The 23,793-nt window shown below is 71.7% G+C and carries 27 protein-coding genes and 1 pseudogene; 18 read left to right on the top strand and 10 right to left on the bottom strand.

Features of this window, described 5'->3' with window-relative positions; translation table 11 throughout:
* The first annotated feature begins 132 nt into the window (after positions 1 to 132).
* The 7 genes from ACZ432_RS09810 (at position 133) to ACZ432_RS09840 (ending at position 4,163) form a co-directional block, all read left to right on the top strand.
* Positions 133 to 414 (top strand): 50S ribosomal protein L44e, encoded by a 282-nt coding sequence (locus tag ACZ432_RS09810; protein ID WP_004050353.1) that lies wholly within the window; start codon positions 133 to 135, stop codon positions 412 to 414.
* Between the two features lie 2 nt (positions 415 to 416).
* Positions 417 to 590, top strand: coding sequence for a 30S ribosomal protein S27e (locus tag ACZ432_RS09815; protein WP_426962478.1), 174 nt, complete (start codon positions 417 to 419; stop codon positions 588 to 590).
* Between the two features lie 18 nt (positions 591 to 608).
* Positions 609 to 1,409, top strand: coding sequence for a translation initiation factor IF-2 subunit alpha (locus ACZ432_RS09820; RefSeq protein ID WP_426962477.1), 801 nt, complete (start codon positions 609 to 611; stop codon positions 1,407 to 1,409).
* Positions 1,410 to 1,424: 15 nt separating this feature from the next.
* Positions 1,425 to 1,610, top strand: a complete 186-nt coding sequence (locus ACZ432_RS09825) for an RNA-protein complex protein Nop10 (RefSeq protein WP_426962476.1) — start codon at positions 1,425 to 1,427, stop codon at positions 1,608 to 1,610.
* 103 nt (positions 1,611 to 1,713) lie between these two features.
* On the top strand, positions 1,714 to 2,469 hold the full coding sequence (locus tag ACZ432_RS09830) for a proteasome assembly chaperone family protein (RefSeq protein WP_426962475.1): 756 nt from the start codon (positions 1,714 to 1,716) through the stop codon (positions 2,467 to 2,469).
* 138 nt (positions 2,470 to 2,607) lie between these two features.
* On the top strand, positions 2,608 to 3,774 hold the full coding sequence (locus ACZ432_RS09835; RefSeq protein WP_426962474.1) for a thiolase domain-containing protein: 1,167 nt from the start codon (positions 2,608 to 2,610) through the stop codon (positions 3,772 to 3,774).
* The gene (locus tag ACZ432_RS09840) at positions 3,771 to 4,163 is read left to right on the top strand and encodes a Zn-ribbon domain-containing OB-fold protein (protein ID WP_426962473.1); all 393 of its coding nucleotides are present in this window, start codon (positions 3,771 to 3,773) and stop codon (positions 4,161 to 4,163) included. Before ACZ432_RS09835 ends, ACZ432_RS09840 begins: the two co-directional genes overlap by 4 nt.
* Before the next feature lie 212 nt (positions 4,164 to 4,375).
* Here the strand turns inward: ACZ432_RS09840 and ACZ432_RS09845 are convergent, their stop codons facing one another.
* Positions 4,376 to 4,660: a DUF5789 family protein gene (locus ACZ432_RS09845; protein ID WP_426962472.1), complete on the bottom strand. Its 285-nt coding sequence runs from the start codon at positions 4,658 to 4,660 to the stop codon at positions 4,376 to 4,378.
* 158 nt (positions 4,661 to 4,818) lie between these two features.
* Between ACZ432_RS09845 and ACZ432_RS09850 the strand changes: the two are divergent.
* Positions 4,819 to 5,604: pseudogene (locus tag ACZ432_RS09850) on the top strand (cell division protein CdpA domain-containing protein); the annotation flags it as partial.
* Between the two features lie 77 nt (positions 5,605 to 5,681).
* Here ACZ432_RS09850 and ACZ432_RS09855 read toward each other — a convergent pair.
* Together ACZ432_RS09855 and ACZ432_RS09860 are read right to left on the bottom strand one after the other, a co-directional pair.
* On the bottom strand, positions 5,682 to 6,200 hold the full coding sequence (locus ACZ432_RS09855; protein ID WP_426962471.1) for a Mut7-C RNAse domain-containing protein: 519 nt from the start codon (positions 6,198 to 6,200) through the stop codon (positions 5,682 to 5,684).
* Positions 6,200 to 7,990, bottom strand: a complete 1,791-nt coding sequence (locus tag ACZ432_RS09860) for a helix-hairpin-helix domain-containing protein (protein ID WP_426962470.1) — start codon at positions 7,988 to 7,990, stop codon at positions 6,200 to 6,202. Before ACZ432_RS09860 ends, ACZ432_RS09855 begins: the two co-directional genes overlap by 1 nt.
* A 106-nt stretch (positions 7,991 to 8,096) precedes the next feature.
* On the opposite strand from ACZ432_RS09860, the gene ACZ432_RS09865 reads away from it, so the two are divergent.
* The 3 genes from ACZ432_RS09865 (at position 8,097) to ftsZ (ending at position 11,862) form a co-directional block, all read left to right on the top strand.
* Complete coding sequence (locus ACZ432_RS09865) at positions 8,097 to 9,050, top strand: calcium/sodium antiporter (protein ID WP_426962469.1); 954 nt, start codon at positions 8,097 to 8,099, stop codon at positions 9,048 to 9,050.
* A gap of 119 nt (positions 9,051 to 9,169) precedes the next feature.
* Positions 9,170 to 10,552: a D-aminoacyl-tRNA deacylase gene (locus ACZ432_RS09870; protein WP_426962468.1), complete on the top strand. Its 1,383-nt coding sequence runs from the start codon at positions 9,170 to 9,172 to the stop codon at positions 10,550 to 10,552.
* Positions 10,553 to 10,662: 110 nt separating this feature from the next.
* Positions 10,663 to 11,862 (top strand): cell division protein FtsZ, encoded by a 1,200-nt coding sequence (gene ftsZ / locus ACZ432_RS09875; RefSeq protein ID WP_426962467.1) that lies wholly within the window; start codon positions 10,663 to 10,665, stop codon positions 11,860 to 11,862.
* A 235-nt stretch (positions 11,863 to 12,097) separates the two neighbouring features.
* Here ftsZ and sod read toward each other — a convergent pair whose 3' ends face one another.
* Positions 12,098 to 12,700, bottom strand: coding sequence for a superoxide dismutase (gene sod / locus ACZ432_RS09880; RefSeq protein WP_426962466.1), 603 nt, complete (start codon positions 12,698 to 12,700; stop codon positions 12,098 to 12,100).
* Positions 12,701 to 12,903: 203 nt separating this feature from the next.
* Between sod and ACZ432_RS09885 the strand changes: the two genes are divergently transcribed.
* From ACZ432_RS09885 to ACZ432_RS09895, 3 genes are all read left to right on the top strand, one after another.
* Positions 12,904 to 13,713 carry a pirin family protein gene (locus ACZ432_RS09885; RefSeq protein ID WP_426962465.1) on the top strand — a complete coding sequence of 270 codons (810 nt, stop codon included), beginning with the start codon at positions 12,904 to 12,906 and terminating at the stop codon, positions 13,711 to 13,713.
* 78 nt (positions 13,714 to 13,791) lie between these two features.
* Positions 13,792 to 13,968, top strand: a complete 177-nt coding sequence (locus ACZ432_RS09890; protein ID WP_058367193.1) for a protein translocase SEC61 complex subunit gamma — start codon at positions 13,792 to 13,794, stop codon at positions 13,966 to 13,968.
* 1 nt (position 13,969) lies between these two features.
* Complete coding sequence (locus ACZ432_RS09895) at positions 13,970 to 14,422, top strand: transcription elongation factor Spt5 (RefSeq protein ID WP_058367194.1); 453 nt, start codon at positions 13,970 to 13,972, stop codon at positions 14,420 to 14,422.
* Between the two features lie 6 nt (positions 14,423 to 14,428).
* On the opposite strand, the gene ACZ432_RS09900 is transcribed toward ACZ432_RS09895, so the two are convergent.
* Positions 14,429 to 14,728, bottom strand: coding sequence for a DUF7565 family protein (locus tag ACZ432_RS09900; RefSeq protein WP_058367195.1), 300 nt, complete (start codon positions 14,726 to 14,728; stop codon positions 14,429 to 14,431).
* A gap of 167 nt (positions 14,729 to 14,895) precedes the next feature.
* On the opposite strand from ACZ432_RS09900, the gene ACZ432_RS09905 reads away from it, so the two are divergent.
* From ACZ432_RS09905 to ACZ432_RS09915, 3 genes are all read left to right on the top strand, one after another.
* Complete coding sequence (locus tag ACZ432_RS09905) at positions 14,896 to 15,657, top strand: PHP-associated domain-containing protein (RefSeq protein WP_426962464.1); 762 nt, start codon at positions 14,896 to 14,898, stop codon at positions 15,655 to 15,657.
* 673 nt (positions 15,658 to 16,330) lie between these two features.
* On the top strand, positions 16,331 to 17,338 hold the full coding sequence (locus tag ACZ432_RS09910) for an aminotransferase class I/II-fold pyridoxal phosphate-dependent enzyme (protein ID WP_426962463.1): 1,008 nt from the start codon (positions 16,331 to 16,333) through the stop codon (positions 17,336 to 17,338).
* Position 17,339: 1 nt separating this feature from the next.
* Positions 17,340 to 18,143, top strand: coding sequence for an adenosylcobinamide amidohydrolase (locus tag ACZ432_RS09915; protein WP_426962462.1), 804 nt, complete (start codon positions 17,340 to 17,342; stop codon positions 18,141 to 18,143).
* Between the two features lie 37 nt (positions 18,144 to 18,180).
* Here ACZ432_RS09915 and ACZ432_RS09920 read toward each other — a convergent pair whose 3' ends face one another.
* The 3 genes from ACZ432_RS09920 to ACZ432_RS09930 form a co-directional block, all read right to left on the bottom strand.
* Positions 18,181 to 19,146: an alpha/beta fold hydrolase gene (locus tag ACZ432_RS09920; RefSeq protein ID WP_426962461.1), complete on the bottom strand. Its 966-nt coding sequence runs from the start codon at positions 19,144 to 19,146 to the stop codon at positions 18,181 to 18,183.
* Positions 19,147 to 19,235: 89 nt separating this feature from the next.
* Positions 19,236 to 20,309 carry a methylmalonyl Co-A mutase-associated GTPase MeaB gene (gene meaB, locus ACZ432_RS09925; protein WP_426962460.1) on the bottom strand — a complete coding sequence of 358 codons (1,074 nt, stop codon included), beginning with the start codon at positions 20,307 to 20,309 and terminating at the stop codon, positions 19,236 to 19,238.
* 31 nt (positions 20,310 to 20,340) lie between these two features.
* Positions 20,341 to 20,760, bottom strand: a complete 420-nt coding sequence (locus ACZ432_RS09930) for a cobalamin B12-binding domain-containing protein (protein ID WP_426962459.1) — start codon at positions 20,758 to 20,760, stop codon at positions 20,341 to 20,343.
* 833 nt (positions 20,761 to 21,593) lie between these two features.
* Between ACZ432_RS09930 and ACZ432_RS09935 the strand changes: the two genes are divergently transcribed.
* Positions 21,594 to 22,151 carry a universal stress protein gene (locus ACZ432_RS09935; RefSeq protein ID WP_426962458.1) on the top strand — a complete coding sequence of 186 codons (558 nt, stop codon included), beginning with the start codon at positions 21,594 to 21,596 and terminating at the stop codon, positions 22,149 to 22,151.
* A gap of 56 nt (positions 22,152 to 22,207) precedes the next feature.
* On the opposite strand, the gene ACZ432_RS09940 is transcribed toward ACZ432_RS09935, so the two are convergent.
* Positions 22,208 to 22,339, bottom strand: coding sequence for a hypothetical protein (locus ACZ432_RS09940; protein ID WP_426962457.1), 132 nt, complete (start codon positions 22,337 to 22,339; stop codon positions 22,208 to 22,210).
* Positions 22,340 to 22,391: 52 nt separating this feature from the next.
* Complete coding sequence (locus ACZ432_RS09945; RefSeq protein ID WP_426962456.1) at positions 22,392 to 23,744, bottom strand: alkaline phosphatase family protein; 1,353 nt, start codon at positions 23,742 to 23,744, stop codon at positions 22,392 to 22,394.
* Positions 23,745 to 23,793 lie beyond the last annotated feature (49 nt).

Below are 23,793 nucleotides of genomic sequence, written 5' to 3' on the forward strand. Positions count from 1 at the left end.
GCCGCGGGGGTTCAACTCAGGCGATGCGGCGAGTGACCGCGTTATCCCCCTTGAACGTCCGCCCGGCGCGGCGACGCGATACCAAATGCGTTTTAACGGCCGGTGTCCAACCCTCCCTCAAGGTAATTATCCATGGAGATGCCACGACGCTTCAATACGTACTGTCCGCACTGCGACTCCCACCAGGAACACGAGGTGGAGAAGGTCCGCTCCGGCCGCGCGACCGGCATGAAGCGGGACGCGCGACAGCAGCGTCGCGCGCTCGCGACCATCGGCAACGCGGGCGGGTACTCGAAGGTGCCCGGTGGCGACAAGCCCACCAAGAAGACGCACCTCAAGTACCGCTGTGGCGACTGCGGCAAGGCCCACATGCGAGAGGGATGGCGCGCCGGTCGGCTCACGTTCCAGGAGTAAGCATGGCGGGCAACTTCTACCGCGTCGCGTGCGGCGACTGCGAGAACGAACAGATAGTCTTCGGCAAGGCCGCCTCGACCGTCTCCTGTGCGGTCTGCGGGACGACGCTCGCGAGCCCCACGGGCGGCGAGGCCGACATCGAGGCCGAGGTCGTCGAAACCGTTGAGGCACGGTAATCGCCTCCCCCATCCATCATGAAGTATAGCGGTTGGCCCGAGACGGGAGAGCTCGTGGTCGGCGAGGTCGACGAGATCACCGACTTCGGCGTGTTCGTCGACCTCGACGAGTACGAGGACAAGCGCGGCCTCTGTCACATCAGCGAGGTCGCCTCCGGCTGGATCAAGAACGTCCGCGACCACGTCCGCGAGGGACAGACGGTCGTCGCGAAGGTGCTCGACGTCGACGAGTCGTCACAGCAGGTCGACCTGTCGATCAAGGACGTCAACGAGCACCAGCGCAAGGAGAAGATCCAGGAGTGGAAGAACGCGCGGAAGGCCGACAACTGGATGCTGCTCGCGCTCGGCGAGGACGTCGACGACGACCGCTACGAGGCGGTCGCGAACGCCCTCCTCGTGGAGTACGAGTCGCTGTACGACGCCTTCGAGGCAGCGGCGATCCACGGCGACGAGGCGCTGGAGGACATCGACATCGACGACGCGGACGCCGCGGCCATCGTCGAGACCGCCCGCGAGAACGTCTCCGTCCCCTACGTCAACGTCACCGGCTACGTCGACCTGACGTGTGCGGCGCCGGACGGCGTCGACGCGATCAAAGACGCACTGGAGGCCGCCGAGGGGAACGGCGAAGTCCCCGAGGAGATCGAACTCACCGTCGCGTACGTCGGTTCGCCGGAGTACCGCCTCAAGGTACAGGCGCCCGACTACAAGACCGCCGAGGACCAGCTCGAAGCGGCGGGCCAGCGCGCCGTCGAGGCCATCGAGGCCGCCGGCGGCGAGGGCGAGTTCCACCGCGAGCGGCGCGAAGAGGACGAGTAACCCCTTTTCTCTTTCGTGAAGTCCGACATCCGGGTCTGTTCCGATTGGCGCGCCGCCCACGAGCGTCCCGTCTACACGCTCGGCGAGACGTGTCCGGAGTGCGGCGCGGCGACCGAGAACAGCGCGCCTGCGCCCTTCTCGCCGGAGGACCCCCACGGCGAGTACCGACGGCGGGTCCGTCGCCGGGCCGACGACCGCTGAGGGCCGGGGGCGGTCCGCCGGGCCGCCGCCGTCGGACGGGGACCGCAACCGCAGCGACCGTCGGAATAGCCATCCTCTTTAGTCGCCCGCCCCGGGATCGGGTATGGACGATATCGACATCGAGACCGTCGCGGACCCGGACCTCGAGGACCCAGTACTGATCGAGGGGCTCCCCGGCGTGGGCCACGTCGGCAAGCTGGCGGCCGAGCACCTGCTGGAGGAGTTCGACTCCGAGCTGGTGCGACGCGTGTACGCCACGGAGTTCCCGCCGCAGGTGAACGTCGACGACGACGGCGTCGCCTCGCTCACCTGCGCGGAGTTCCACGCGGTCGAGACCGAGGGCGCGGACCTGCTGGTGTTGACCGGCGACCACCAGGCCGCCACCAACGGGGGCCACTACGAGCTCACGTCGGCGTTCCTCGACGTGGCGGAGTCGTTCGACGCGGAGCGCGCGTACGCGCTCGGCGGCGTTCCCACGGGCGAACTGGTCGAGGAGTACACGGTCCTCGGCGCGATGAGCGACGAGTCGATGCGCGAGGCGCTCGACGACGCCGGCGTGGAGTTCCGTCCCGACGAGCCCGCGGGCGGCATCGTCGGCGTCTCGGGGCTCGTGCTCGGCCTCGGCGCGCGCCGCGGCTTCGAGGCGGCGTGTCTGATGGGCGAGACGAGCGGCTACCTCGTCGACCCCAAGAGCGCCCGCGCGGTGCTCGAGGTCCTCCAGGAGCTGCTCGCCTTCGAGGTCGACTTCGAGTCGCTGGAGGAACGCGCCGAGGAGATGGAGGAGGTCGTCGGCAAGATCCAGGAGATGCAGGAGGGTCCGGCGGGTCCCGCCGAGGACGAACTGCGGTACATCGGCTGAGGCACCGTCGTCGGTGTTCGACGAACGTCGTTATCGACCGCCTGAGACGGCGCTCGACTTTACTACTTTCGTAGCGAACGGACGTCCTTCCTCCCGGTTCCGGCAGGCATTTACCTGATCGACGATGAACGATTATTCATGGGAGATGCACGCGTCGCGGGGGTCGGGCTCACCCACTTCGGGAGCCACCCCGAGCGCACCGGTCGGGACCTGTTCGCGGAGGCGGCGCTCCGCGCGTTCGAGGACGCCGGCGTTCCCCGCGAGGACGTCGACCAGCTCAACTACGGCAACTACATGGGGTCGATCACCGAGAACCAGGGCCATCAGGCACCGCTGATGGCCGAGGCGGCCGGGCTCCGGTGTCCCGCGACGCGCTACGAGGAGGCGTGCGCCTCCGCGGGCGTGGCGGTTCGGGAGGCCGTGCGAACGGTCCGGGCCGGACAGGCGGACGTGGTGCTCGCCGGCGGCATGGAGCGGATGAGTCACCTCGACACCGACGACGTGACGGCGGGGCTCTCGACCGCCTCTGACGACCTCTTCGAGGTGCGCGCGGGGATGACGTTCCCCGGCGCGTACGCGCTGATGGCGCGGGCGTACTTCGCGGAGTACGGCGGGACGAAGACGGATCTCGCCAACGTCGCGGTGAAGAACCACGCCAACGCGGTCCCGAACGAGTACGCCCAGTACCGCACGGAGATCAGCGTCGAGCAGGCGCTGGACGCGCCGGACGTGGCGACGCCGCTCGGCCTGTACGACGCCTGCCCGATCACCGACGGCGCGAGCGCGGTCGTGGTCGTCTCGGCGGAGTACGCGGCCGAGCACGACGTCGACGCGCCGGTCCGCGTCCGCGGCACCGGACAGGGCACCGACAACATGGCCCTGCAGGACCGCGCGCACCTCGCCCGGACGCCGGCCGCCGACGACGCCGCGGAGATGGCCTACGCGGACGCCGGCATCGGGCCGGACGACGTGGACGTGGCGGAGGTTCACGACTGCTTCACCATCGCGGAGGTACTCGCCACGGAGTCGCTCGGCTTCTTCGAGCCGGGCGAGGGGATCGCCGCCGCCCGCGAGGGCGTCACGACCGCGGACGGCGACCTGCCGGTCAACCTCTCGGGCGGCCTGAAGGCGAAGGGTCACCCGGTCGGCGCGACCGGCGGCTCGCAGATCGCGGAACTGACGCGCCTGCTCCGGGGCGACCACCCCAACAGCGAGCACGTCGCGGACGCCGAGGTCGGCGTGGCCCACAACGCCGGCGGCACCGTCGCCAGCGCCGTCGTCCACGTGCTGGAGGTGGCTGAATGAGCGACCGCGTGACCAACACCGGCTACGACGAGTGGCTGGACGCGCTCGCGGCCGGCGAGGGCTTCTACCTCGAGTCGCCGGGGGGACACGGCTCGCTCCCGCCGCGGCGCGTCTGCCCGCACTCCGGCTCGACGGACCTCTCGGAGGAACCGCTCCCCGACGTGGGCGCCGTCGAGACGTTCACCGTGGTCCACGTCGCGCCGCCCTCCTTCGCGGGCGAGGCGCCGTACGTCACCGCGGTCGCGGACTTCGGTCCGGTCCGGATCACGGGCGTGCTCGTCGACGTGGAGCCCGCGGACGAGGAGATCCCCCTCGGACTGGAGGTCGAGGTCGACGTGGAGACCCACGGCGAGGACGACGAGCGCGCGGTCGTCCTCCGACCGGTCTGACCCGGCGACAGAAATCGTCTTTCTGACCCGGCGACAGAAATCGTCTTTCTGACCCGGCGACAGACATCGCCTTTCTGACCCGGCGACAGAAATCGTTCCGCCGAGCGCCGTTTTCGGTCCTCGGTCTCACCGAACTCGTCGGGCTGCTTCTGCGAGTCGAACGGGAGCGGTGCGGTCGTGGGGGTGCGGCCGACAAAAGGGCGGAGGGGGTCCTACTCGGTGGCGACCGGGCCGGTGCCGACGACCGCCTCGACCGCGTCGACGAACGCCTGTCGGGAGTCGAACAGGGTCTCCTCGGACTCCGCGAGCACCGCCTCGAGGTCGCGGGGCCCATCGGGCGTGCGGATCGTCGCGTCGCCCTCCTGGTCGACGACCTCGCTCTTCGGCTTCGGCCACGTCAGCCGGGCGGCGACGCGCGCGACCGGCTGTCCCGTCACATCCGGGCCCTCGCCGAGTTCGACCGCCGGCTCCTCCTCGGTCTCCTCGTCCTCGCTCATGCCCGCGGGTTCCGCCGCGGCGGGCCTAATACTTTCGAAGCCGCGCGGTCGGCGCGGTCGCGAGGCGGTCGGAGGGATCGGCGCGGCGACGCGCTCTCGGCGCCGCGTCACGCGAACGTCTGACGTAAGGTTTTCACGGAGGGCGCCGAAGTGCGCCCATGACCAGTCTCTCGGAGGCGTACGGCGAGCGGGGACGGTCGACGGCGAGCCTCCGGCGGCTGTACCTCGGCGTGGGGCTGTTCGTCGCGGGGGCGCTGATGGTCGTCGCGGGCATCCTCGCGGCCGGGACGGACATCGTCGCCGGCATGGAGGGCTACTCACTGGGCGACGCGCGGCTCTACGGCGGCGTCCTCGGCGGCGTCGGCGTCCCGCTGGTCCTTCTGGGACTGCTGACCGTCCTCCCGGCCGACCGCTCGACGCGGGCGGCCGCCGTCGTCGGCGCCGCGGTGTCGGCCCTCGGCGTCGCGCTGTTCGCGCACGCGTATCCCTGCCAGTGGATCGGCAACACCTGCGCGGTCGACGCCGTCGACCTGACGCTCCCGACCGCGGGCGTCTACTTCCTCGGCATGGCGGCCTCGTTCTGGTGCCTGTTCGTCGGCGTGGCGAACTTCAAGACGCGCAACGACCCCGGCGGCACGGTCACGATGGAGGTGACCCACAAGGGCGAGACGAAGGTCGTCGAGGTCGAGCGCGACCAGCTCGGCGGCCTCGGCGGCATGGGGTTCCTCGGCGGCACGCCCGACGGCGAGGTGGAGACGCAGACGAACGGCCCCGACGGCGGCGGCGCGGCCGCGAACGACGACGGCGCGGAGGTCAGCCACACCTCCGACCGCGACCCCGCCGACCGGACCGGCCGCGGGACGCGCTCGCGCGGCGCCGGGCCGGGCACCCCCAGCGCGAGCGACGGCGGCGAGAGCGAGCGCGACCTCTCCTCGCCGATGGACCGGGGCGACGACGATGACGACGTCGAGCTGATCGAGTGAGCGCGGCTTTCTAACGGCGCCGGCCGGACGCCCGTTCGCTACAGGTCCGCCAGCCGCGCCGCCACGTCGTCCCAGTGACTCCCGCGCCAGAAACACCGACCGCAGTCGACGCATCGCCAGACGCCGGGGGGTTCTCCGTCGGAGCCTCGACCGTCTCTTTCCGCGCCCGCGGTCTCGTCGGGCACGTAGTCGGGAAGGTCGGCGTCGGCGGGGACGCGTTCCAGGCGGCCGTTACACCGGCCGCACCGCGTCGGGGTCTCGGGCAGGTCGACCGGGACGCCCGCGGCCCGGAGCTCGCGGAGCTGGTCGAGCACGTCGCGCTCCGTCAGCAGGACCGCGTCGAGCCCGCGGGCCTCGGCCCGCTCGACGAGTTGTCGGTCGCGCGTGAGGAGCGTCCGGTCCTCCGCGGCGGCGAGTTTGAGCAGGCGGTCGTCGGCCTCCGCGTCGCGGTCGAGTGCGTAGGCGGCGTCGTACCCGCACATCCGCAGGTACGTGGCGAGGGTCCCGCACATCGCGTCGAGCAGGAACGGGCCCTCGAGGAGCGAGTCCTCCCCCATCAGTCCTCGAGGAACGCCCGCACCTCGGCGGCGGAGCGCGCGTTGAGCACGTCGGCGCGCTCGGCCCAGCCGCGGCGTGCGGTGTGGACCCCGAACCGGACGTGGTCGAACTCCCGGGGGGAGTGGGCGTCGGTGTTCACGGCGATCGTCGCGCCCGCCTCGACGAGCGCGCGGACGGCGTCGCCGTTGGCGTCGAGCCTGGCGGGGTTGGCGTTCACTTCCACGGCGACCCCCTCGCGGGCGGCGGCCTCGCCGAGGCGCTCGAAGTCCACCGTGAGCCCGGGCCGGCTGTTGATGAGTCGGCCGGTCGGATGGCCGAGGACGTCGACCTCGGGATGTTCGACCGCGCCGATCAGGCGGTCCGTGGCCCCCTCGTCGTCCTCGTCGAGGGCGGCGTGCGGGGAGGCGACGACGATGTCGAGGTCGGCCAGCACGTCGTCGCTCGTGGTCACCGCCCCGTCGGCGTCGATGTTCGCCTCGATCCCGTGGAACACGTCGATGTCGGCGTCCTCGCGGACCCGCGCCACCTCGTCGGCCTGGTCGCGGATCTCCGCGTCCGAGAGGCCGGTGTCGCCGAACACGCCCGGTCCCTCGGCATGGTCCGTGACGGCGTGGAAGTCGTGGCCGCGCTCGGCGGCCGCCTCGACCATCTCCGCGGCCGAGAAGCCGCCGTCGGACCACTCCGTGTGCGTGTGCAGGTCGCCGCGCACGTCCCCCTCCTCGATCGGGTCCGGGAGGCGTCCCTCAGCGGCCGCGTCGACCTCCCCGGTGTCCTCCCGGAGCTCGGGCGGTATCCACGGAAGACCGAGCGCGTCGTAGACGCCCGCTTCGGTCTCGCCGGCCACCCGCTCGCCGACGCGTTGGCCACCCCCGCCTCCCGCGTCGTTCGCGTCGCCCCCGCCGGTCGCCGCGTCCTCGTCCACGTCGGAAACGTCGAAGACCCCGTACTCGTTCACTTTCAGGTCGCGGTCGATGGCGCGGTTCCGGACCCTGATGTTGTGGTCACGGGAGCCGGTGAAGTACTGGAGCGCGGCGCCGAACTCGTCGACGACGACGGTCCTGAGGTCGACGCGCATCCCCGAGGCGCGCACGCTCGCCTTGTTCGTTCCGGCCTCGATGACGGCGTCGGCCTCGTCCCAGTCGGCGAACGCCTCGACGACCGCCTCGCCCGCGTCCGTGCCGACGAGCACGTCCACGTCGCCGATGGTGTCCTTCCAGCGCCGGATCGAGCCGCACACCTCCACCTTCGCGACCGGCTCCACGTCCGCGAGGAACGACAGCGCCGCCTCCGCGACGGGGCGGGCGTCGCCGAGGCGCTCGCGCTCCTGGGCCTGCCGGGCGAAGTCGACGTTGTCGAGGATGTTCTGTTCGGTCTTCGCGCCGAACCCCTTTATCTCGCGGATCTCGCCCGCCTCCGCGGCCGCCTCCAGTTCGTCGAGGGTGGTGACACCCAGCTCCTCGTAGAGCGTGCCGACCGTCTTCGGGCCGACGCCCTCGACCGCGGTGAGCGCCGCCATGTCGGCCGGGAGCTCCGACCTGAGTTCCTCCAGCTCCTCGATCGAGCCGGTGTCGACGTACTCGACGATCTTCGAGGCGATGGCGTCGCCGACGCGGTCGATCTCCGCGACCGCGTCCTCGCCCTCGCCCGCCAACTGCTCGATGGGCGCGGGGTAGTCGCGGACGTTCTCCGCGGCGCGGCGGTACGCCGTCGGCTTGTACTCGACGCCCGTCGCGTCGAGGAGGTCCGCGAACTCCTCCAGCAGGTCGGCGACCTCGTCGTTCCGGCTCATCCTGTCCGGCGGTTCGCGCGGCAGCTCCTTATAACCGGATCCGGAGACGGGGGGCCGTCGACGCGGACCGACGCCGTTTTGCGGGCCCCTCGGGTACACCCCTGACGTGCCACTCGGAACGCCCCTCCTGACGGAACTGCTGCTGCTCGCGGCGGGCGTCGTCCTCCTCTACGTCGGCGCCGAACTGCTGGTGAAAGGCGCCGCCGACCTCGCGCTCGGGTACGGCCTGCGCGCCTCGACGGTCGGCGTCACCGTCGTCGCGTTCGCGACGACCGCACCGGAGCTGTTCGTCTCCATCGTCGGCGCGATCACCGTCTCGACCGACATCGGCCTCGGCGCCATCGTCGGGTCGAACGTCGCCAACATCGGCCTCGTGCTCGGCGTCTCCGCGCTGATCCGCCCGCTGGACGTCTCCGAGACCGTCTTCGAGCGACAGGTCCCGTTCATGGTGCTGGCGGCGGTGCTGCTCGTCGCGCTCGGCTGGGACGGCCGGCTCGGCGCGGTCGACGGTGTCGTCCTGCTCGCGGCGCTCGCGGGGTTCACGTTCGTGGTGATCCGCCGCGTCCAGCAGACGCAGTCGGAGATCTCGGAGGTCGAGCGCGAGGGGATGCCCGACGCCGGGGCCGTCGAGGTCGCGTACGTCCTCGCGGGGCTCGTCACGCTGCTCGTCGGCTCCCGCTGGCTCATCACCGGCGGCGAGAGCCTGCTCGCGGCGTTCGGCTTCTCGGACCTGTTCATCGGGCTGACGGTGCTGGCGCTGGGGACCTCCCTGCCGGAGCTCGCGGCCTCCGTCGTCGCCGCGGTCCGGGGCGAGGCCTCCTTCAGCGTCGGCAACGTCGTCGGCTCGAACATCTACAACGTCCTCGCGGTCATCGGGATCCTCGCGGTCGTGACGCCGGTCGGGGTCGCGCCCGGCGTCCGCGCCTTCGAGTTCCCGATGCTGCTCGCGTTCACCGCGCTGGCGGTCGGCGTCATGTGGTGGCGCAAGCGCGTCACGCGCCTCGACGGCGCGGTACTGGTCGCCGCCTATTTCGGGTTCGTCTACCTGCTGTTGCCCTGATCTGGCGCCGTTTTTCCTCTCGGTCCCGCCGTCGCGAACCGACGCCGCCACCGCTCCGAACCACGCCGCCACCGCTCCGAACCGACGCCTATTCGGCCGCCGAGCGCCCACCGCCTGTAGTGATCGCCATCGTCGTCAGCCGGGCCGACAGGGCCTCGACGCACATCGGGGAGCAGCTGCTCGAGGTCGCGGAGTGGGACGAGCGCGTCGACGAGGACCGCCCGGACGAGGCGGGCGGCGGCACCTACTACCGCCGGCCGGGCTTCGAGCTCCGGGAGTTCGCGGAGCTCCACATCGAGCTCTCCGACCCGACGCCCGCCTTCGGCGGTCCCGACGAGGAACCGGACCTGCTGGCGTTCGTCTCCAGACACTCCGGCGAGACGGGCGCGCTCCTGACCGCCCACTTCACCGGCAACTTCGGCCCCGCGGAGTACGGCGGCCGGGACGGAGAGCTGGCCCGCGCCGCACCCGCGGCCCAGAAACGGCTGGTTGACGCCTTCGAGCGGCACGCGCCCGAGGGGTACGAGGTGGGCATCGAGGGGACCCACCACGGCCCGAGCGAGACCGCCGTCCCCTCGCTGTTCGTGGAGCTCGGCTCCGGCGACGCGCAGTGGGACGACCCGGACGGCGCCCGCGCGGTCGCGGAGGCGGTGCTGGACCTCGAGGGGACCGGGCCGGACCTCGTCGGCGCCGACGGCCGCCCGAGACACGTCGTCGGCTTCGGCGGCGGCCACTACACGCCGCGGTTCACGCGCATCGTCGCGGAGACCGCGTGGGCGGTCGGCCACGTCGGGGTCGACTGGCAGCTGGCGGAGCTCGGCGCGCCCGCGGCGAACCCCGACGTGATCGAGCGCGCGTTCGAGCGGAGCCGAGCGGACCTGGCGGTCGTGGACGGCGACCGGCCGGACCTGGTCGCGACCGTCGAGGACCTGGGCCACCGCGTCGTGAGCGAGACGTGGGTCCGCGAGGTCGGCGACCGCCCGCTCGCGCTGATCGCGGCGCTGGAGGACGCGGTCGGGTCGGTCGACGAGGGCCTGCGGTTCGGCGAGCGGTCGGTCCCGGTCGAGCGGGGCGACGAACCCGCCGCGGTCCGCGACCGGTTCGTGGTCCGGTCGCTGCCCGCGGCCCTGCTGGAGCGCGCGCAGGGCGTCGACGCGGACGCCGCTCGCGCCGCGGTCGAGGCGCACACGCTCGCGTTCGACTCGGAGCAGGCCGGCACTCGGGCCGCGGGGGACGCGGCGTTCGCCGACCCCGCGGACCGGGACGCCCTCGTCGCGGCCCTCGCGGACGTGCTCCGGGACGCGTACGCCGCGGTGTCCGTCGAGCCCGACGCGGTCGTCGCCCGCGAGGAGGCGTTCGACCCCTCGCTGGCGGCGAAACTCGGCGTGCCCGAGGGGCCGAAGTTCGGCCGCCTCGCGAGCGGCGAGGCGGTGTCCGTCGACGGTCGAGAGATACCGCCCGAGGAGGTTCGGCGGGAGCGCGAGGTCAAGTTCGAGCGCTGACCGCGGCGCGTCGACCGGGCTCGTCCGCCGATCCGGCCGCAAACGGTGTCAGACTCCCGTCCGACGCAGGGGGAAAGATAATTAGTCTCCCTCCAGTAAACGACTCCATAATGGATTCTATCGTTGACGACGCCATCGACGAAGCCGAGGACTCCGGCGCGGAGGAGTTCGACGGCGCCGGCGGCGGGGACGGGAGTACGGGCGGTGATGCCGGGACGGGCGCCGGGAGCGCGCCCCAGACCGGGATGATGACCGACGACGAGCTGGAGGACGTGTTACAGGACCTCCAGACGAACATCACCGTCGTCGGCTGCGGCGGCGCGGGCGGCAACACCGTCAACCGCATGATGGAGGAGGGGATCCACGGCGCGAAGCTCGTGGCCGCCAACACCGACGTCCAGCACCTCGTCAACATCGAGGCGGACACGAAGATCCTGATGGGCCAGCAGAAGACGCAGGGCCGCGGCGCCGGCTCGCTCCCGCAGGTGGGCGAGGAGGCCGCCATCGAGTCCCAGGAGGAGATCTCCGACGCCATTACCGGCTCCGACATGGTGTTCGTCACGGCGGGGCTCGGCGGCGGCACCGGCACCGGCTCCGCCCCCGTCGTCGCGAAGGCCGCCCGCGACTCGGGCGCGCTCACCATCTCCATCGTCACCACGCCCTTCACCGCGGAGGGGGAGGTCCGGCGGACCAACGCCGAGGCCGGCCTTGAGCGCCTCCGCGACGTGAGCGACACGGTCATCGTCGTCCCCAACGACCGCCTGCTCGACGCGGTCGGGAAGCTCCCCGTCCGGCAGGCGTTCAAGGTCTCCGACGAGGTGCTGATGCGGTCCGTGAAGGGGATCACCGAGCTGATCACCAAGCCGGGGCTCGTCAACCTCGACTTCGCCGACGTGCGCACCGTGATGGAGAAGGGCGGCGTGGCGATGATCGGGCTCGGCGAGTCCGACTCCGAGTCGAAGGCGCAGGACTCCGTGAAGTCCGCGCTCCGCTCGCCGCTCCTGGACGTGGACATCTCCGGCGCCAACTCCGCGCTCGTCAACGTCACCGGCGGACAGGACATGTCCATCGAGGAGGCGGAGGGCGTCGTCGAGGAGATCTACGACCGCATCGACCCCGACGCGCGCATCATCTGGGGGACCTCCGTCGACGAGGAGCTCGAGGGCGAGATGCGCACCATGATCGTGGTCACGGGCGTCGAGTCGCCCCAGATCTACGGCAACAACGACGCGCCCCAGCCCGCGGGCGCCGCGGGCGGAGCGTCCGGCTCCCCCGAGGGCAGCGTCGAGGACATCGACTACGTCGAGTAGTCGCGCGGGGGCGGCACGCGGCCGCGAGCGGTTTTTCGACTGCGGAACGGGAAGCCGCCAGCCGCGGCTCCGCGGTCTGTTGCCGGTTCGGTCGAACGGCGCCGTGACCGGGACCGTCGAAACGAGGGAACCTGGAGGCGGTCAGCGGGGACCACGGGGCGCGGCGATGCCCGACCGCGCCGCCACGGGAGAATGTGGGCCGAGGTGCTCGGGGGAGCGGACGAGGGTCGGCGCCCTACTCGAATTGCGCGACGGCCTGCTCGTAGCGGGCCGCGGGCTCGTCCCAGTCGACGACTTCGAAGAAGTTCTCGACGAACTCGCCGCGGGCCGGGCCGTAGTCGTGGTAGTAGGAGTGTTCCCAGACGTCCAGCGCCAGGACCGGGTGGCTGCCCCACAGCGCGCCCTGGTCGTGCTTGTCGACGACGACGTTCCGGAGCCGGTTGCTGAAGGAGTCGTAGACGAGGAGCGCCCAGCCGCCGGCGGCGGACGCGGCCGCCTCGAACTCGCCCTTCCACGCCTCGTAGGAGCCGAAGTCCTCGGCGATGCGGTCGGCGAGTTCGCCCTCGGGCTCGTCGCCGCCCTCGGGGGACATGTTCTGCCAGAACAGGTCGTGGAGGACGTGGCCGGAGCCGTTGTGCGTGACGTTCCGCAGCGCGCCCGCGGAGTCGGAGAAGTCGCCGTCCGCGCGGTTCTCCGCCAGCGTCTCCTCGGCCGCGTTCCAGCCGTTGACGTAGCCCTGATGGTGGGTGTCGTGGTGCCACGTGAGCACCTGCTCGGAGATGTGGGGTTCCAGCGCGTCGTACTCGTACGGCAGCGGATCGAGTTCGTAGTCGCTCATTGGATGCGTTTCGAGGAACGGGTGCCGCGAGTATGAACGTTCCCGGAAGCGCTTTTTTGTAGCAATTCTGGCCGTTCGGAAGCGCCTCTCGAACGACTCATGTGAGAGAATACGCGGGTTTCGCTCGATTCGTGACAGAAGGGAGTACGGTATTTGGTTCCGCGGTCGTGACGGTTAACCGCGGCCGCGACCTCCTCTGGAACATGACCAGCGACGACTCGGCGGCGAGCGGCGAGGCGACGGCGAGCGGCGGGGCGGGGTCCGAGAGCGGCTCCGGTTCGGAGGGGTCTGCGGGGCCCTTCCCGGGCGGCACGGTGCGGCACGGGACCGGCGTCACCTCCACGCGCGCGTTCCCGAGCGACGGCTATCCCGCGAACCTCGACCCGTTCGTGCTGTTCGAGCGCTTCTACATCGAACCGGACGAGGGGTTCCCCACTCACCCCCACAAGGGGTTCGAGATCGTCTCCTACATGATCGAGGGCGGGATGGACCACGAGGACTCGCTCGGCGTGAGAAACACCGCGCAGGCGGGCGAGGCGATGCGGATCACGACCGGTCGCGGCATCGAGCACTCGGAGTTCCCCGCGGGCGAGGGGGGCTGTAACGGGCTCCAGCTGTGGGTGAACCTCCCCCGCGAGGCGAAGGAGGCCGAACCGGACTACGCGGACGCGACTGCCGCGGAGCTCCCGACCGCGGAGACCGACGGGGCGACCGTCACGACGGTCGTCGGGGAGGGGTCGCCGCTGGAGCTCCGCACGCCGATGGAGTACCTCGACGCGCGGGTCGACGACGCGTGGACCTGGGAGCCGCCCGCCGACTGGGCGGGCTTCCTGTTCGGCGTCGCGGGTGAGGGAACCGTCGACGGGCGGGCGTTCGGGGTCGGCGATGTGCGCGTGCGCCCCGCGGAGGGCGGTCCGGTCGCGGTCGAGAGCGCGGACGGGCTCCGCCTCGTCGCGGTCGCGGGGCGTCCCCACGGCGAGCCGATCCGGCAGCGCGGCCCGTTCGTGCTGTAGACGGCGCGCGAGACTGGCGACGCCGGGCGGCCGCACACCACAATATAGAAAAAGGGCGACCGCCAACCGAGAACCAACATGGACGTTCCGTACGACCTCAACAGCTACATTCGGGTGCTGAAGCTGGCCAGCACGCCGAGCTCCGACGAGTTCCTGCAGGTCTCGAAGATCGCCGGCGCCGGCATCCTCCTGGTCGGCTTCCTCGGGTTTCTGATCTACGCGATCATGAGTCTCCTGCCGGGGGTCGGCGTCTGAGATGCCGATCTACTCAGTGAAGACCACCGCCAGCCAGGAGCGCACCGTCGCCGACATGCTGGCGGAAAAGGAGATGCCGGAGATCCACGCCGTGCTGGCGCCCGACCAGCTCACCAGCTACGTGATGGTCGAGGCCTCCGACGGCAGCGTGTTCGCGCGCGTCCTCGACGAGATCCCCCACGCCCGCGGCGTCATTCAGGGCCCCGACGGCCCCGCGGAGAGCGGGTTCTCCGAGGTCGAGCACTTCCTCTCGCCGACCCCGGACGTGGAGGGGATCGCCGAGGGCGACATCGTCGAGCTCATCGCCGGCCCGTTCAAGGGCGAGAAGGCGCGCGTCCAGCGCATCGACGAGGGGAAAGACCAGGTCACCGTCGAGCTGTACGAGGCGACCGTCCCCATCCCGGTCACGGTCCGCGGCGACCAGATCCGGGTACTCGACAGCGACGAGCGGTAGGCGCCGTCACAGCGCGTCGTCGTTGAGGCGGTCGACGACCGCCTGTAGGTCCGCGGCCGCCTCGACCTCCTCTTTCACCTGCTCGCGCTCGCGGACGGCGGCGGCGTCCGCGTCGTACGCGCGAACGTACTCCGCGCGGGTGTGCTCGTCGAACGCGTGCCGGATCGCGAAGTAGCCGTCCGGCACGATGGTCCCGCACACCTTGCACTCGTGGCGCTGGTGCTCGGTCGTCTGGTGGACGATCGCCGACTCGACGTCCTCGAAGGCGGCGTCACAGTCGCCGATCCCACACGTCCAGCGGGGCATGATGAACCGGTCTCCCGACACGGGTATAACCGTTTTCCCACGGTCGCGCCGCGGCGGGCCCCCGCCGACCCGACGCGCACGCCATCGGCCGCGGGCAACCGGGTCCCGGCGGCCGCGACTCGGCCGAGAGCGATACGCCTTTCCGGGGATCCGCCGAACACCCGCCCGTGTCACACACCGGGACCCGCGTCGACGCCCACGTGAAGGTGCTCGACGAGCACGTCGTCGCCCGCGCGAAGGCCCGCGGGATCGACGCGCTCGTGTACGCGCCCCACTTCGTCCGCCTCCCGGAGGTCCGTGCCCGCGCGGAGCGGTTCACGGACGACGAGCTGCTGGTGGTGCCGGGGCGCGAGGTGTTCACCGGCGACTGGCGGACCCGCCGCCACCTGCTCGCGATCGGGCTCGAGGAGCCGGTGCCGGACTTCATCACCTTCGAGGCGGCGCTCGCGGAGTTCGACCGACAGGACGCCGCGACGCTCGTCCCCCACCCCGAGTTCGCGAACGTCTCGCTCACCCGGCCGGAGATCGCGGCTCACGCCGACCGGATCGACGCCGCGGAGACGTACAACGCGAAGCTGCTGCCGCACCAGAACGCCCGGTCCCGGGACCTCACGCGGGACGTGGGGCTCCCCGGCTTCGCGTCCTCGTACGCGCACCTCCGCGGGACCGTCGGGGAGGCGTGGACCGCCTTCGAGGACGACCTCGCGACGCCCGCGGACGTGGTCGCCGCGTTCCGCACCGACGCGCCCCGGCGGGCAGTCCACCGGGAGGGGGCGGCCCACCGACTGCGCGGGCTCGCGGAGTTCGCCCACCTCGGGTACGAGAACACCTGGGAGAAGGTCGACCGCCTGTTCCTCTCGGGCGACGAGCCGACCCACCCGGACAGCGTCTTCTACGAGGGCCGGTTCGACGACGTGAGCGTGTACTGATACGGCGCGTTTTCTGTGTCTGTTGCTGATCCTGCTGTACTGGACAGCCCCGTCTAGAAAGCCCCAGCCGGCTCTCCCTCATACGGTTTTTCTGTATCTGTTGTCGATCCTGCTGCTCTGGACAGCACCACCCAGAACGCCCCAGCCGGCTCGACCGGCCGCGACACGCGCTGCGCTCCTCGCTCTCAGCTTGGCGAGACAAACCGCGTCTCGCGAGCCTCCAGCGTGCAGTGGCGCGCTGGAGACACAGCCCGCTGCGGTGCTTACGTCGTCGGGGCCGGATCGAGCCGACTGCCCCTTTCAGTCCTACCCACCGCCCCGCGACCGCAACCGCACAGCAGCCTCACACCTCCCCAGCCTCGGCCGCGGGCCCGGCGCGGACCACACCGCAGCGCGCCGGGCCCGCGGCCTCCCTCGCGCGGTCGCGGCGACACGCGTCGCGGTCGCCGCGGCGCGCGCCGACTGCACCGCACAGCACCGCAACCGCACGCCGGACGAACGCTTTTCGCGGATGCGGCGCGACTCCCGCCGTGAGTGCAGCCCGGTTCCTCCGTCCGGTGCGGATCGCGGTCCCGTCTCTCGATCGCTGGACGCGGCTCCGGGATCTCGGTCGGAACCGGCACGTCTCTGTCGGGGCGGAAGGTTTGTACGCACGGACGGACTGCCTGGGGGCATGGACATCGACGCCCTCGACACGCTCGGGCGGGTCCCGCACGGGGGGGTGAACGACCCGCACGTGCTGGACTTCAGCGCCAACACGAACCCCGAGTCGCCGCGAGGGACCGCGCCCGTCTACGACGCCGCCTTCTCCGCCTCCCGACGCTACCCGGCCGACGACTACTGGGAGTTCCGCGGGGCGGCGGCCGACTACGTCGGCTGCGAGGGGCCGCAGGTGATCCCCGCGGCCGGCGCGCTCGACGGCATGCGGCTGCTGTTCTCCGTGATGCTCTCGCCCGGCGACAGTGTCCTCCTCCCGCGCCCCTCGTTCTCGGAGTACGCCCACGAGGTCCGGCTGCAGGGCGCGACGCCGCGTTTCGTCGACCACGACGCGGTCCTCGACGCCGACCCGAGCGACCACGCGGTCGCGGTCGTCTGCAACCCGAACAACCCGACCGGCGAGGCCCACTCCACGGGACGGCTCCAGGCGTTCGCGCAGCGGTGCCGGGAGGCGAACACGACGCTTTTGCTCGACGAGGCGTTCCTCGATTTCACCGACCGCGCGAGCCTCGCCGGGGAGCCGGGCGTCGTGGTCGCCCGCTCGCTGACGAAGGTCTTCGGACTCCCCGGGCTCCGGGCCGGGTTCCTCGTGGCGACCGGCGACTGCCGCGACCGACTGGAGACCGCCCGCGTCTCCTGGGGCCTGTCGGTGCCGGCCGCGGCCGTCGCGGTCCACTGCCTCGACGACGAGGCGTTCGTCCTCGAGACCCGCGAGCGCGTCGAGCGGGAGCGCGAACGCATGCGCGAGCGGCTCGAGTCGCGCTTTTCGGTCTTCCCCTCGGACGCGCCGTTCCTCCTGTTCGACGTGGGGGACGACCGCGTGGACGACGTCCTCGACGAGGCCCGCGAGGCGGGGATCGCGCTGCGGGACGCCCGGAGCTTCCGGACGCTCGACAACCACGTCAGGACCGCCGTCCGCCGCCCGGCCGAGAACGACCGCCTGCTCGACGCGCTCGGGGTGTGAGGTGGCGGGCGCCGACTCCCCGACGGGCGCGGACGACGCGGGCGTCTTCGACGCGACCGTCCGCGACGGCGTCTGTCGGCTCGCCTGCCCCGGCTTCCGCGTCCTCTCCACGGGGTTCGACGGCGGCGTCCGCGACGCCGACGCGGTCCACAACGTCACCGTTCCCGAGGGCTGGGACGACGGGGGGCGCCGGGACCTCGCCGCGTACGTCGACGAGCGCGTCGCCGCGGCCGGCTTTCCCGAGCGCCCCGACGCGCCCGCGCTGTTGACCGGCGTCGACCAGACGCACGCCCGTAGCGCCCGGATCGGACCCGTCGAGGTCGTCGCGACCGCCGGGCTCTCGAACCCCGCCGCGCTCCCGGTCGACGGCGCTGTCTCCGCCCGAGCGCCCCCTTCCGTGGGCGACCCCGACACCGCCCCTCGCCACGACGGGACGGTGAACCTCGTCGTCGGGACGACGCGTGACCTCGAACCGGGCGCGCTCGCGAACCTGGTTGCGGTCGCCGCCGCGGCCAAGGCCGCCACGCTGCTTTCCGCGGCGGGCGTTCCGGACACGACCTCCGACGCCGTCGTCGTCGCCAGCGACCCCGCCGGCGACCCGGCCGCCTTCTCCGGCGCGGCGACCGCCGTGGGGGCCGCCGCGCGCGCCTGCGTCCGCGACGCGGTGCTGGCGTCGCTCCGGTCGCGGTACGGGCCCGAAACCGACGCCTCGATCCCCGACTCCGTCGGCGACGCGGCTTACGGCGTGACGACCGACGAACGGGCGGCGGTGTCGCCACTCGAAGCGGGCGACACGGAGCACTGATCGAGAACGGGGCCGAGGCCGAGCCGACGGGAGGGGACTACGCCTCCGCGAACGCCTCGCGCGCCGCGTCGAGGAACTGGTTCGGGAACTCGACGTGCGGGAGGAGCTTCGCCCGGTCGAACACGACGAGCCGGGCGTCCGAGTCCTCCGCCAGGTCGCGGCCATCCGAGAGCGGCGACACGTCCGCCTCGCGCCCCCAGACGATCGTCGTCGGAACGCCGGCGGCCGCGAGTTCGGCGAGCTCCGCGCCGAGGTCGACCTCGGAGTTGAGGTAGCCGGAGACGAACGACGCGGCCGCGTAGCGCGCGCCCGGGACGTGGCTCGTCCGCCACTCGAAGTCGGTCCACTCCGCGGTCGCGTTTGCGGGGTCCGCGTAGGCGTGGTCGGCGTTGAAGTACCGGATCGCGGGCTTGGAGGTGATCAGGTTGAACAGCGCCTCGCCGGCGACGGGCGACCGGATCAGTTCGCGGAGCCACGGCTTCGGCGGCGAGGGACCGGCGGTCGTCGTGGGACAGACCAACAGGAGTCCGGAGACCGGGACGCCGGCGGCCGCGTCGTCGGTCCCGCCCGCGGGCGTCGCGCCCGCCACGACGTAGGCGGCCGACAGCGAGGAGGCGACGACGCGCGGCGCGTCGTAGCGGGCGAGGAAGTCGCGAACGAAGTCCTCGTACAGCGCCGCGGAGTAGCGCAGCGCCGGCCGGTCCGAGCGGCCGTATCCCGGTAGGTCGGGCGCGACCACGTGGTGGTCGGCGGTGAGGTCGCCGAACACCTCGCGCCACTCGCCCGCGCTGCCGGCGGCGTTGACGCCGTGGAACAGCACCAGCGTCGGGTCGTCGGGGTCGCCCGCCTCGGTGTAGGCCACATCCATCCCGCGCCATCGGAACGTCTCCCGGTCGCCCGGCAACGGCGGCTCGGGGGGCTCGTCCGCGCGGAGGCGGCCGTTCAGCCCGACGACGGCACCCGCGCCGACCGCGGCGGCGCTCGCGAGAGTCCTGAGCTTCATGCAAACCTGTTGTGTCGCGGACGACTTATACCCGCGGTCCACGCCCCGCGGCGAGTGCGGGCGTCACCCTCCGGCGTCCGCCCTCCGACTCAGTCCTCGCGCCGCTCGCGAACGCACTCCGCGATCGGTGCGACGAGTTCGTCGGCGACGGTGTAGGGGTCCGTCTCGCGGGCCAGCACGCGGTCGGCGAGCGCGTCGATCCCGCCGCGGTCGGCGATGGCCGCCTCCGCGAGTTCGCCGACGTCGTTGCGGACGAGCGCCCGGATCTCGGTGGCGTAGCGCTGGCGGGCTTTCGCTTCCAGCCGCCCCGACTCCTCCAGGTACGCCCTGTGAGCGTCCAGCGCGTCGATGAGGTCGTCGACCCCCTCGCCCTCGGTCGCCACCGTCTCGATCACGGTCGGCTCCCACGCCTCCTCGTCGGGGGACTCGCCGCTCTCGTCACCGTCCTCCGCGTCCGGGTGTTCGGGGACGTCGAAGCCGTGGTGACCCGTGTCCAGCCCCTTCGTCGGGCTCTCGCGCATGTGGAGCATCTCCTCCAGTTCCGCGACGGTGCGCGTCGCGCCGTCCATGTCGGCCTTGTTAACGACGAACACGTCGCCGATCTCGAGGATGCCCGCCTTCAGCATCTGCACGTCGTCGCCGGAGCCGGGCTGGACCAGCACCGCGACGGTGTCGGCGGTCTTGACCACGTCGACCTCGTTCTGGCCGGCGCCGACCGTCTCGACGATGATCCGGTCCTTGCCGAACGCGTCGAGGGCCTTCACCGCGTCCGCGGTCGCCGTCGAGAGGCCGCCGAGCTGGCCGCGGGCGCTCATCGACCGGAAGAACACGTCCATGTCGCCGACGTTCGAGGCCATCCGGATGCGGTCGCCCAGCACCGCGCCGCCGGTGTACGGTGAGGAGGGGTCCACCGCGATGATCCCTACCGTCAGCCCGGCGTCGCGGTAGCGACGCGCGAGCTTGTCCACGAGCGTCGACTTGCCGGCGCCGGGCGAACCCGTGACGCCGATCACCTCGGCGTCGCCGGTGTGCGCGTGGAGGTCCGAGACGATCTCCCGGTAGCCGGGCGAGCGGTCCTCGATCTTCGAGATGACGCGCGCGAGCGCCCGGTGGCGCCCCTCGAGCAGCTCCGCGACGAGGTCGCGCTCCTCCGCGGCACTCACCGCGCCACCTCCGAGTCTCCCCGCTCCATGCTCAGTCCCGCTCCGGGACGTTCGCCCGGACGAACTCGATGGTCTCCTCCATCGGCGTCCCGGGGCCGAACACCTCCGCGACGCCGAGCTCTTTCAGCTCCGTCTCGTCGTCGTCCGGGATGATCCCGCCGACGAGGATGAGGGTGTCCTCGAAGGCGCCGTACTCCTTGAGCCCCTCGATGACCTTCGGGACGAGGGTGTTGTGCGCGCCCGAGAGGATGGAGATCCCGAGCACGTCCACGTCCTCTTGCACGGCCGCCTGCACGATCTCGTCCGGCGCCCGGTGGAGCCCCGAGTAGATGACCTCGAAGCCGGCGTCCCGGAACGCCCGCGCGATGACGTGCGCGCCGCGGTCGTGGCCGTCGAGGCCGACCTTCGCGACGAGACACCGGATCGTCCGCCCTTCCTGTTCCGCGCTCATACACCCGGATTCGCGCAGGGGCGGTTTGACTCTAACGGAAGTTCGGGCAGAATATCCCCGCAGCGGAAACGCCCGCGCCGCCCGACGCCGTCAGACCGGAGGGCCGTGACGGTGCTGTGGCGGTTCTTGGGGATACGATGCGGTGCTGTGCAGTCGGCGCGCGCGAGGCACGCGTGCGAGGGAGGCGGCGGCGCGGCCGCCTGCGGTGTGGTTTCGCGGCCGCGCCGCCGCCGAGGCTGGGGAGGTGCGAGGCTGCTGAGCGGTCGCGGGGCTGTGCGGGGCGGTGCGGTTGCGGCGCTGTGCGGGGCGGTGCTGTTCGGGGCGGTGCGGTTGCGGTGCTGTTCGGGGCGGTGCGGTTGCGGCGCTGTGCGGGGCGGTGCTGTTCGGGGCGGTGCGGTTGCGGTGCTGTTCGGGGCGGTGCGGTTGCGGTGCTGTTCGGGGCGGTGCGGTTGCGGCGCTGTGCGGGGCGGTGCGGTTGCGGCGCTGTGCGGGGCGGGGATTTCTGAGTGTTGCCGGTCCGAGCAGCAGGATTTGTAACGGACACGACACCCACGCGATCGGACCGAACTCGTCACCGCCCAGTCAGAAGCCCCGAAAGCGTTCGCGGAGCACGATGGCCCGACCGACCGCGGGATGGCGACTTTCGAAACGTCCACCGAGGCGGGCGAGAACCCACCGTCCGTCACGCATCTGTGCGTGATCGATCGGGAACGTCACGCGTATCGCCGGACAGATAATGATAATTGTCGTACGTGTCGGAGAGACTTATGAGTCCGGAGGACCGACGATGAGTCAAGACGCGCCCCGGTCACGGGCGCGGGGAGACAGAAAGGATGGCGAACGCACAGCAGGCGAGGACGGACGGGATGGCGAGCGAGCGCGGCGGCCGGTCGGGGCCGGGCGCCGGGAGCGAGAGGGCCGACGCCGCCGACGGAGCCCCGGGCGCCGCGGCGGAGACGCCCGCGGTCGGAGGCCTCTTCGACCGCGTGCTGGTCGTCGTGGACGAGGGCGCGGCGGGCCGGGCGGCCGCGGAGACGGCGGTCCGGCTGGCGGCGACCCACGGCGCGGCGGTCGACGCGCTCTACGTCGTGGACATGGTCCACGGCTGGGACGTGGAGGTCGAGCGGCGCGAGGCGGCCGGCGAGGCGGCCGTCGAGGAGGCCGCGGACCGCGGCGCCGCGGTCGGCGTCGACGTCGAGCCGCGGTTCCGCTACGGCCACGCCCACGAGGAGGTGCTCGACTTCGCGGCCGCCCACGACAGCGACCTGATCGTGCTCGGCTCCGCGCGCCGGACGGGTGTCGACCGCCTGCTTCACCCGGAGACGCTCCCCTCGCGGATCCAGCGCGGCGCGGACGTGCCCGTGCTGACGGTCGGGCCGGACGAGGCCTGACGGTCGCGTCCCCGATGGCGACCGGTGCGGCTCCGTTTCTCGCCCGCGTTCGACGCCTACAGCGTCAGGAACAGTAGGTACGGCACGAGGAACAGAACCACCAGTATCGCGGCGAGGATCAGGCCGTAGCCGGCGCCGACGCCCGCGACCGCGCGGAACGCGTCGCCGTCGAGCGCGTCGAGGTCCATGTCCGGACCTCCGCGCCGGCGGTCTTAAAACGGTCGGGAGGTCGCCGCCCCGTCAGGGGAGCAGGCTGGCGCCGTCGAAGGCGGTCCGCTCGAAGTCGATGTCCATCAGTTCGAGGATGGTGGGCGCCACGTCGAGCAGGTCCGCGTCGTCGATCGGGATCCCCGGTTCGTCGACGAACAGCGCCGGGTCGTCGAAGGTGTGCATCCCGTTTCTGGGACCGGTGTCGTCGAACACCGCGTCGTGGGAGCCCTTGAAGCCGGCCTTGAGGTCGAAGCCGTCGTTGGGGATCGCGACCAGATCCGGTGCGATGGCGTCGTGGTCGCCGCGGAACGCGGTCTCCTTCTCGACGACGCGGTCGACGACCGGCCGCCCGTTCGGTCCCTCCAGCGCCTCCAGGTCGGCGCGCAACTCGGCGCGCACGTCCTCGTACTCCGACTCGGGGACCGACCCGCGGGGCTCGCGGCCCTCCAGGTTCACGTAGAACCGGCCGGGGACGAACGCGTACGCCCGCGTGTCGTCGTCGATGTCGCTCAACTCGGCGTGGTCGTCGTCCGCGTAGGAGAGCCACCCCTCGCGTTCGAGCCACTCGTTACAGTGGACCTCGTAGTCGAGCGTGGTGAAGCCGTGGTCGGCCGCGACGACGAGCGTCGTGTCCGAGGGGAGCTCCTCCCGGATCTCGCCGATGCACTCGTCGAGCCGGCTGTAGAAGGCGAGGAACTCCTCGCGGTAGCGGCCGCCGGTCGCGTAGTCCTCCCAGAGGAAGTGATTGACGCGGTCCGTCGTCATGTAGACGCCGAAAAAGAGGTCCCAGTCGTCCTCCTCGATGTAGTGGCGGAACGCCTCCTGTCGGCGGTCGAGCGTCGTGTGCGCGTGCTCGAGGAAGTCGGCCTTGTCGTCCCTGTGGCCGAGCTTGGCGTTCACGTCGATCCGGTAGCCGGACTCGGAGAGCCGCTCCCGCAGCTCCTCGGGGTGGGCCGCCTTGTCGACGCCCGGGGAGAGGAACCCCGAGACCATGCGCTGGACGTTGCGCTGTGGCGGGAAGGTGACGGGAACGTTGAAGACGGAGGCGTTCCGGCCCTCGTCGGTGACTCGGTCCCAGACGCGCTCCCGCTGTACGTCACGGCCCATCGGAACGTACGTGTCGTACGACCCCGTCTCCCGGTCCTGAAACCCGTAGACGCCGGTCTCCCCCGGGTTCGCGCCGGTGGTGAGCGCGGGCCAGCACGCGCTCGACTCGGGGGGGACGATGCTGTCGATGGCCCCGGCGGAGCCCGCCGCCGCGATCTCGGTGAGGTTCGGGAACGTCTCCGGGTTCTCCGCGACGAGGTCGTAGGGGACCCCGTCGATGCCGAGGAACGCGACTCGGGGATCGTCTGTCCCGCGTAGCCGATCGAACAGACCCATGGTGGCCATTCCGCGGTAAGGGGTAAAAAGGTAGAGATTCACGCGGGCG

Source organism: Haloparvum alkalitolerans, assembly GCF_055381565.1.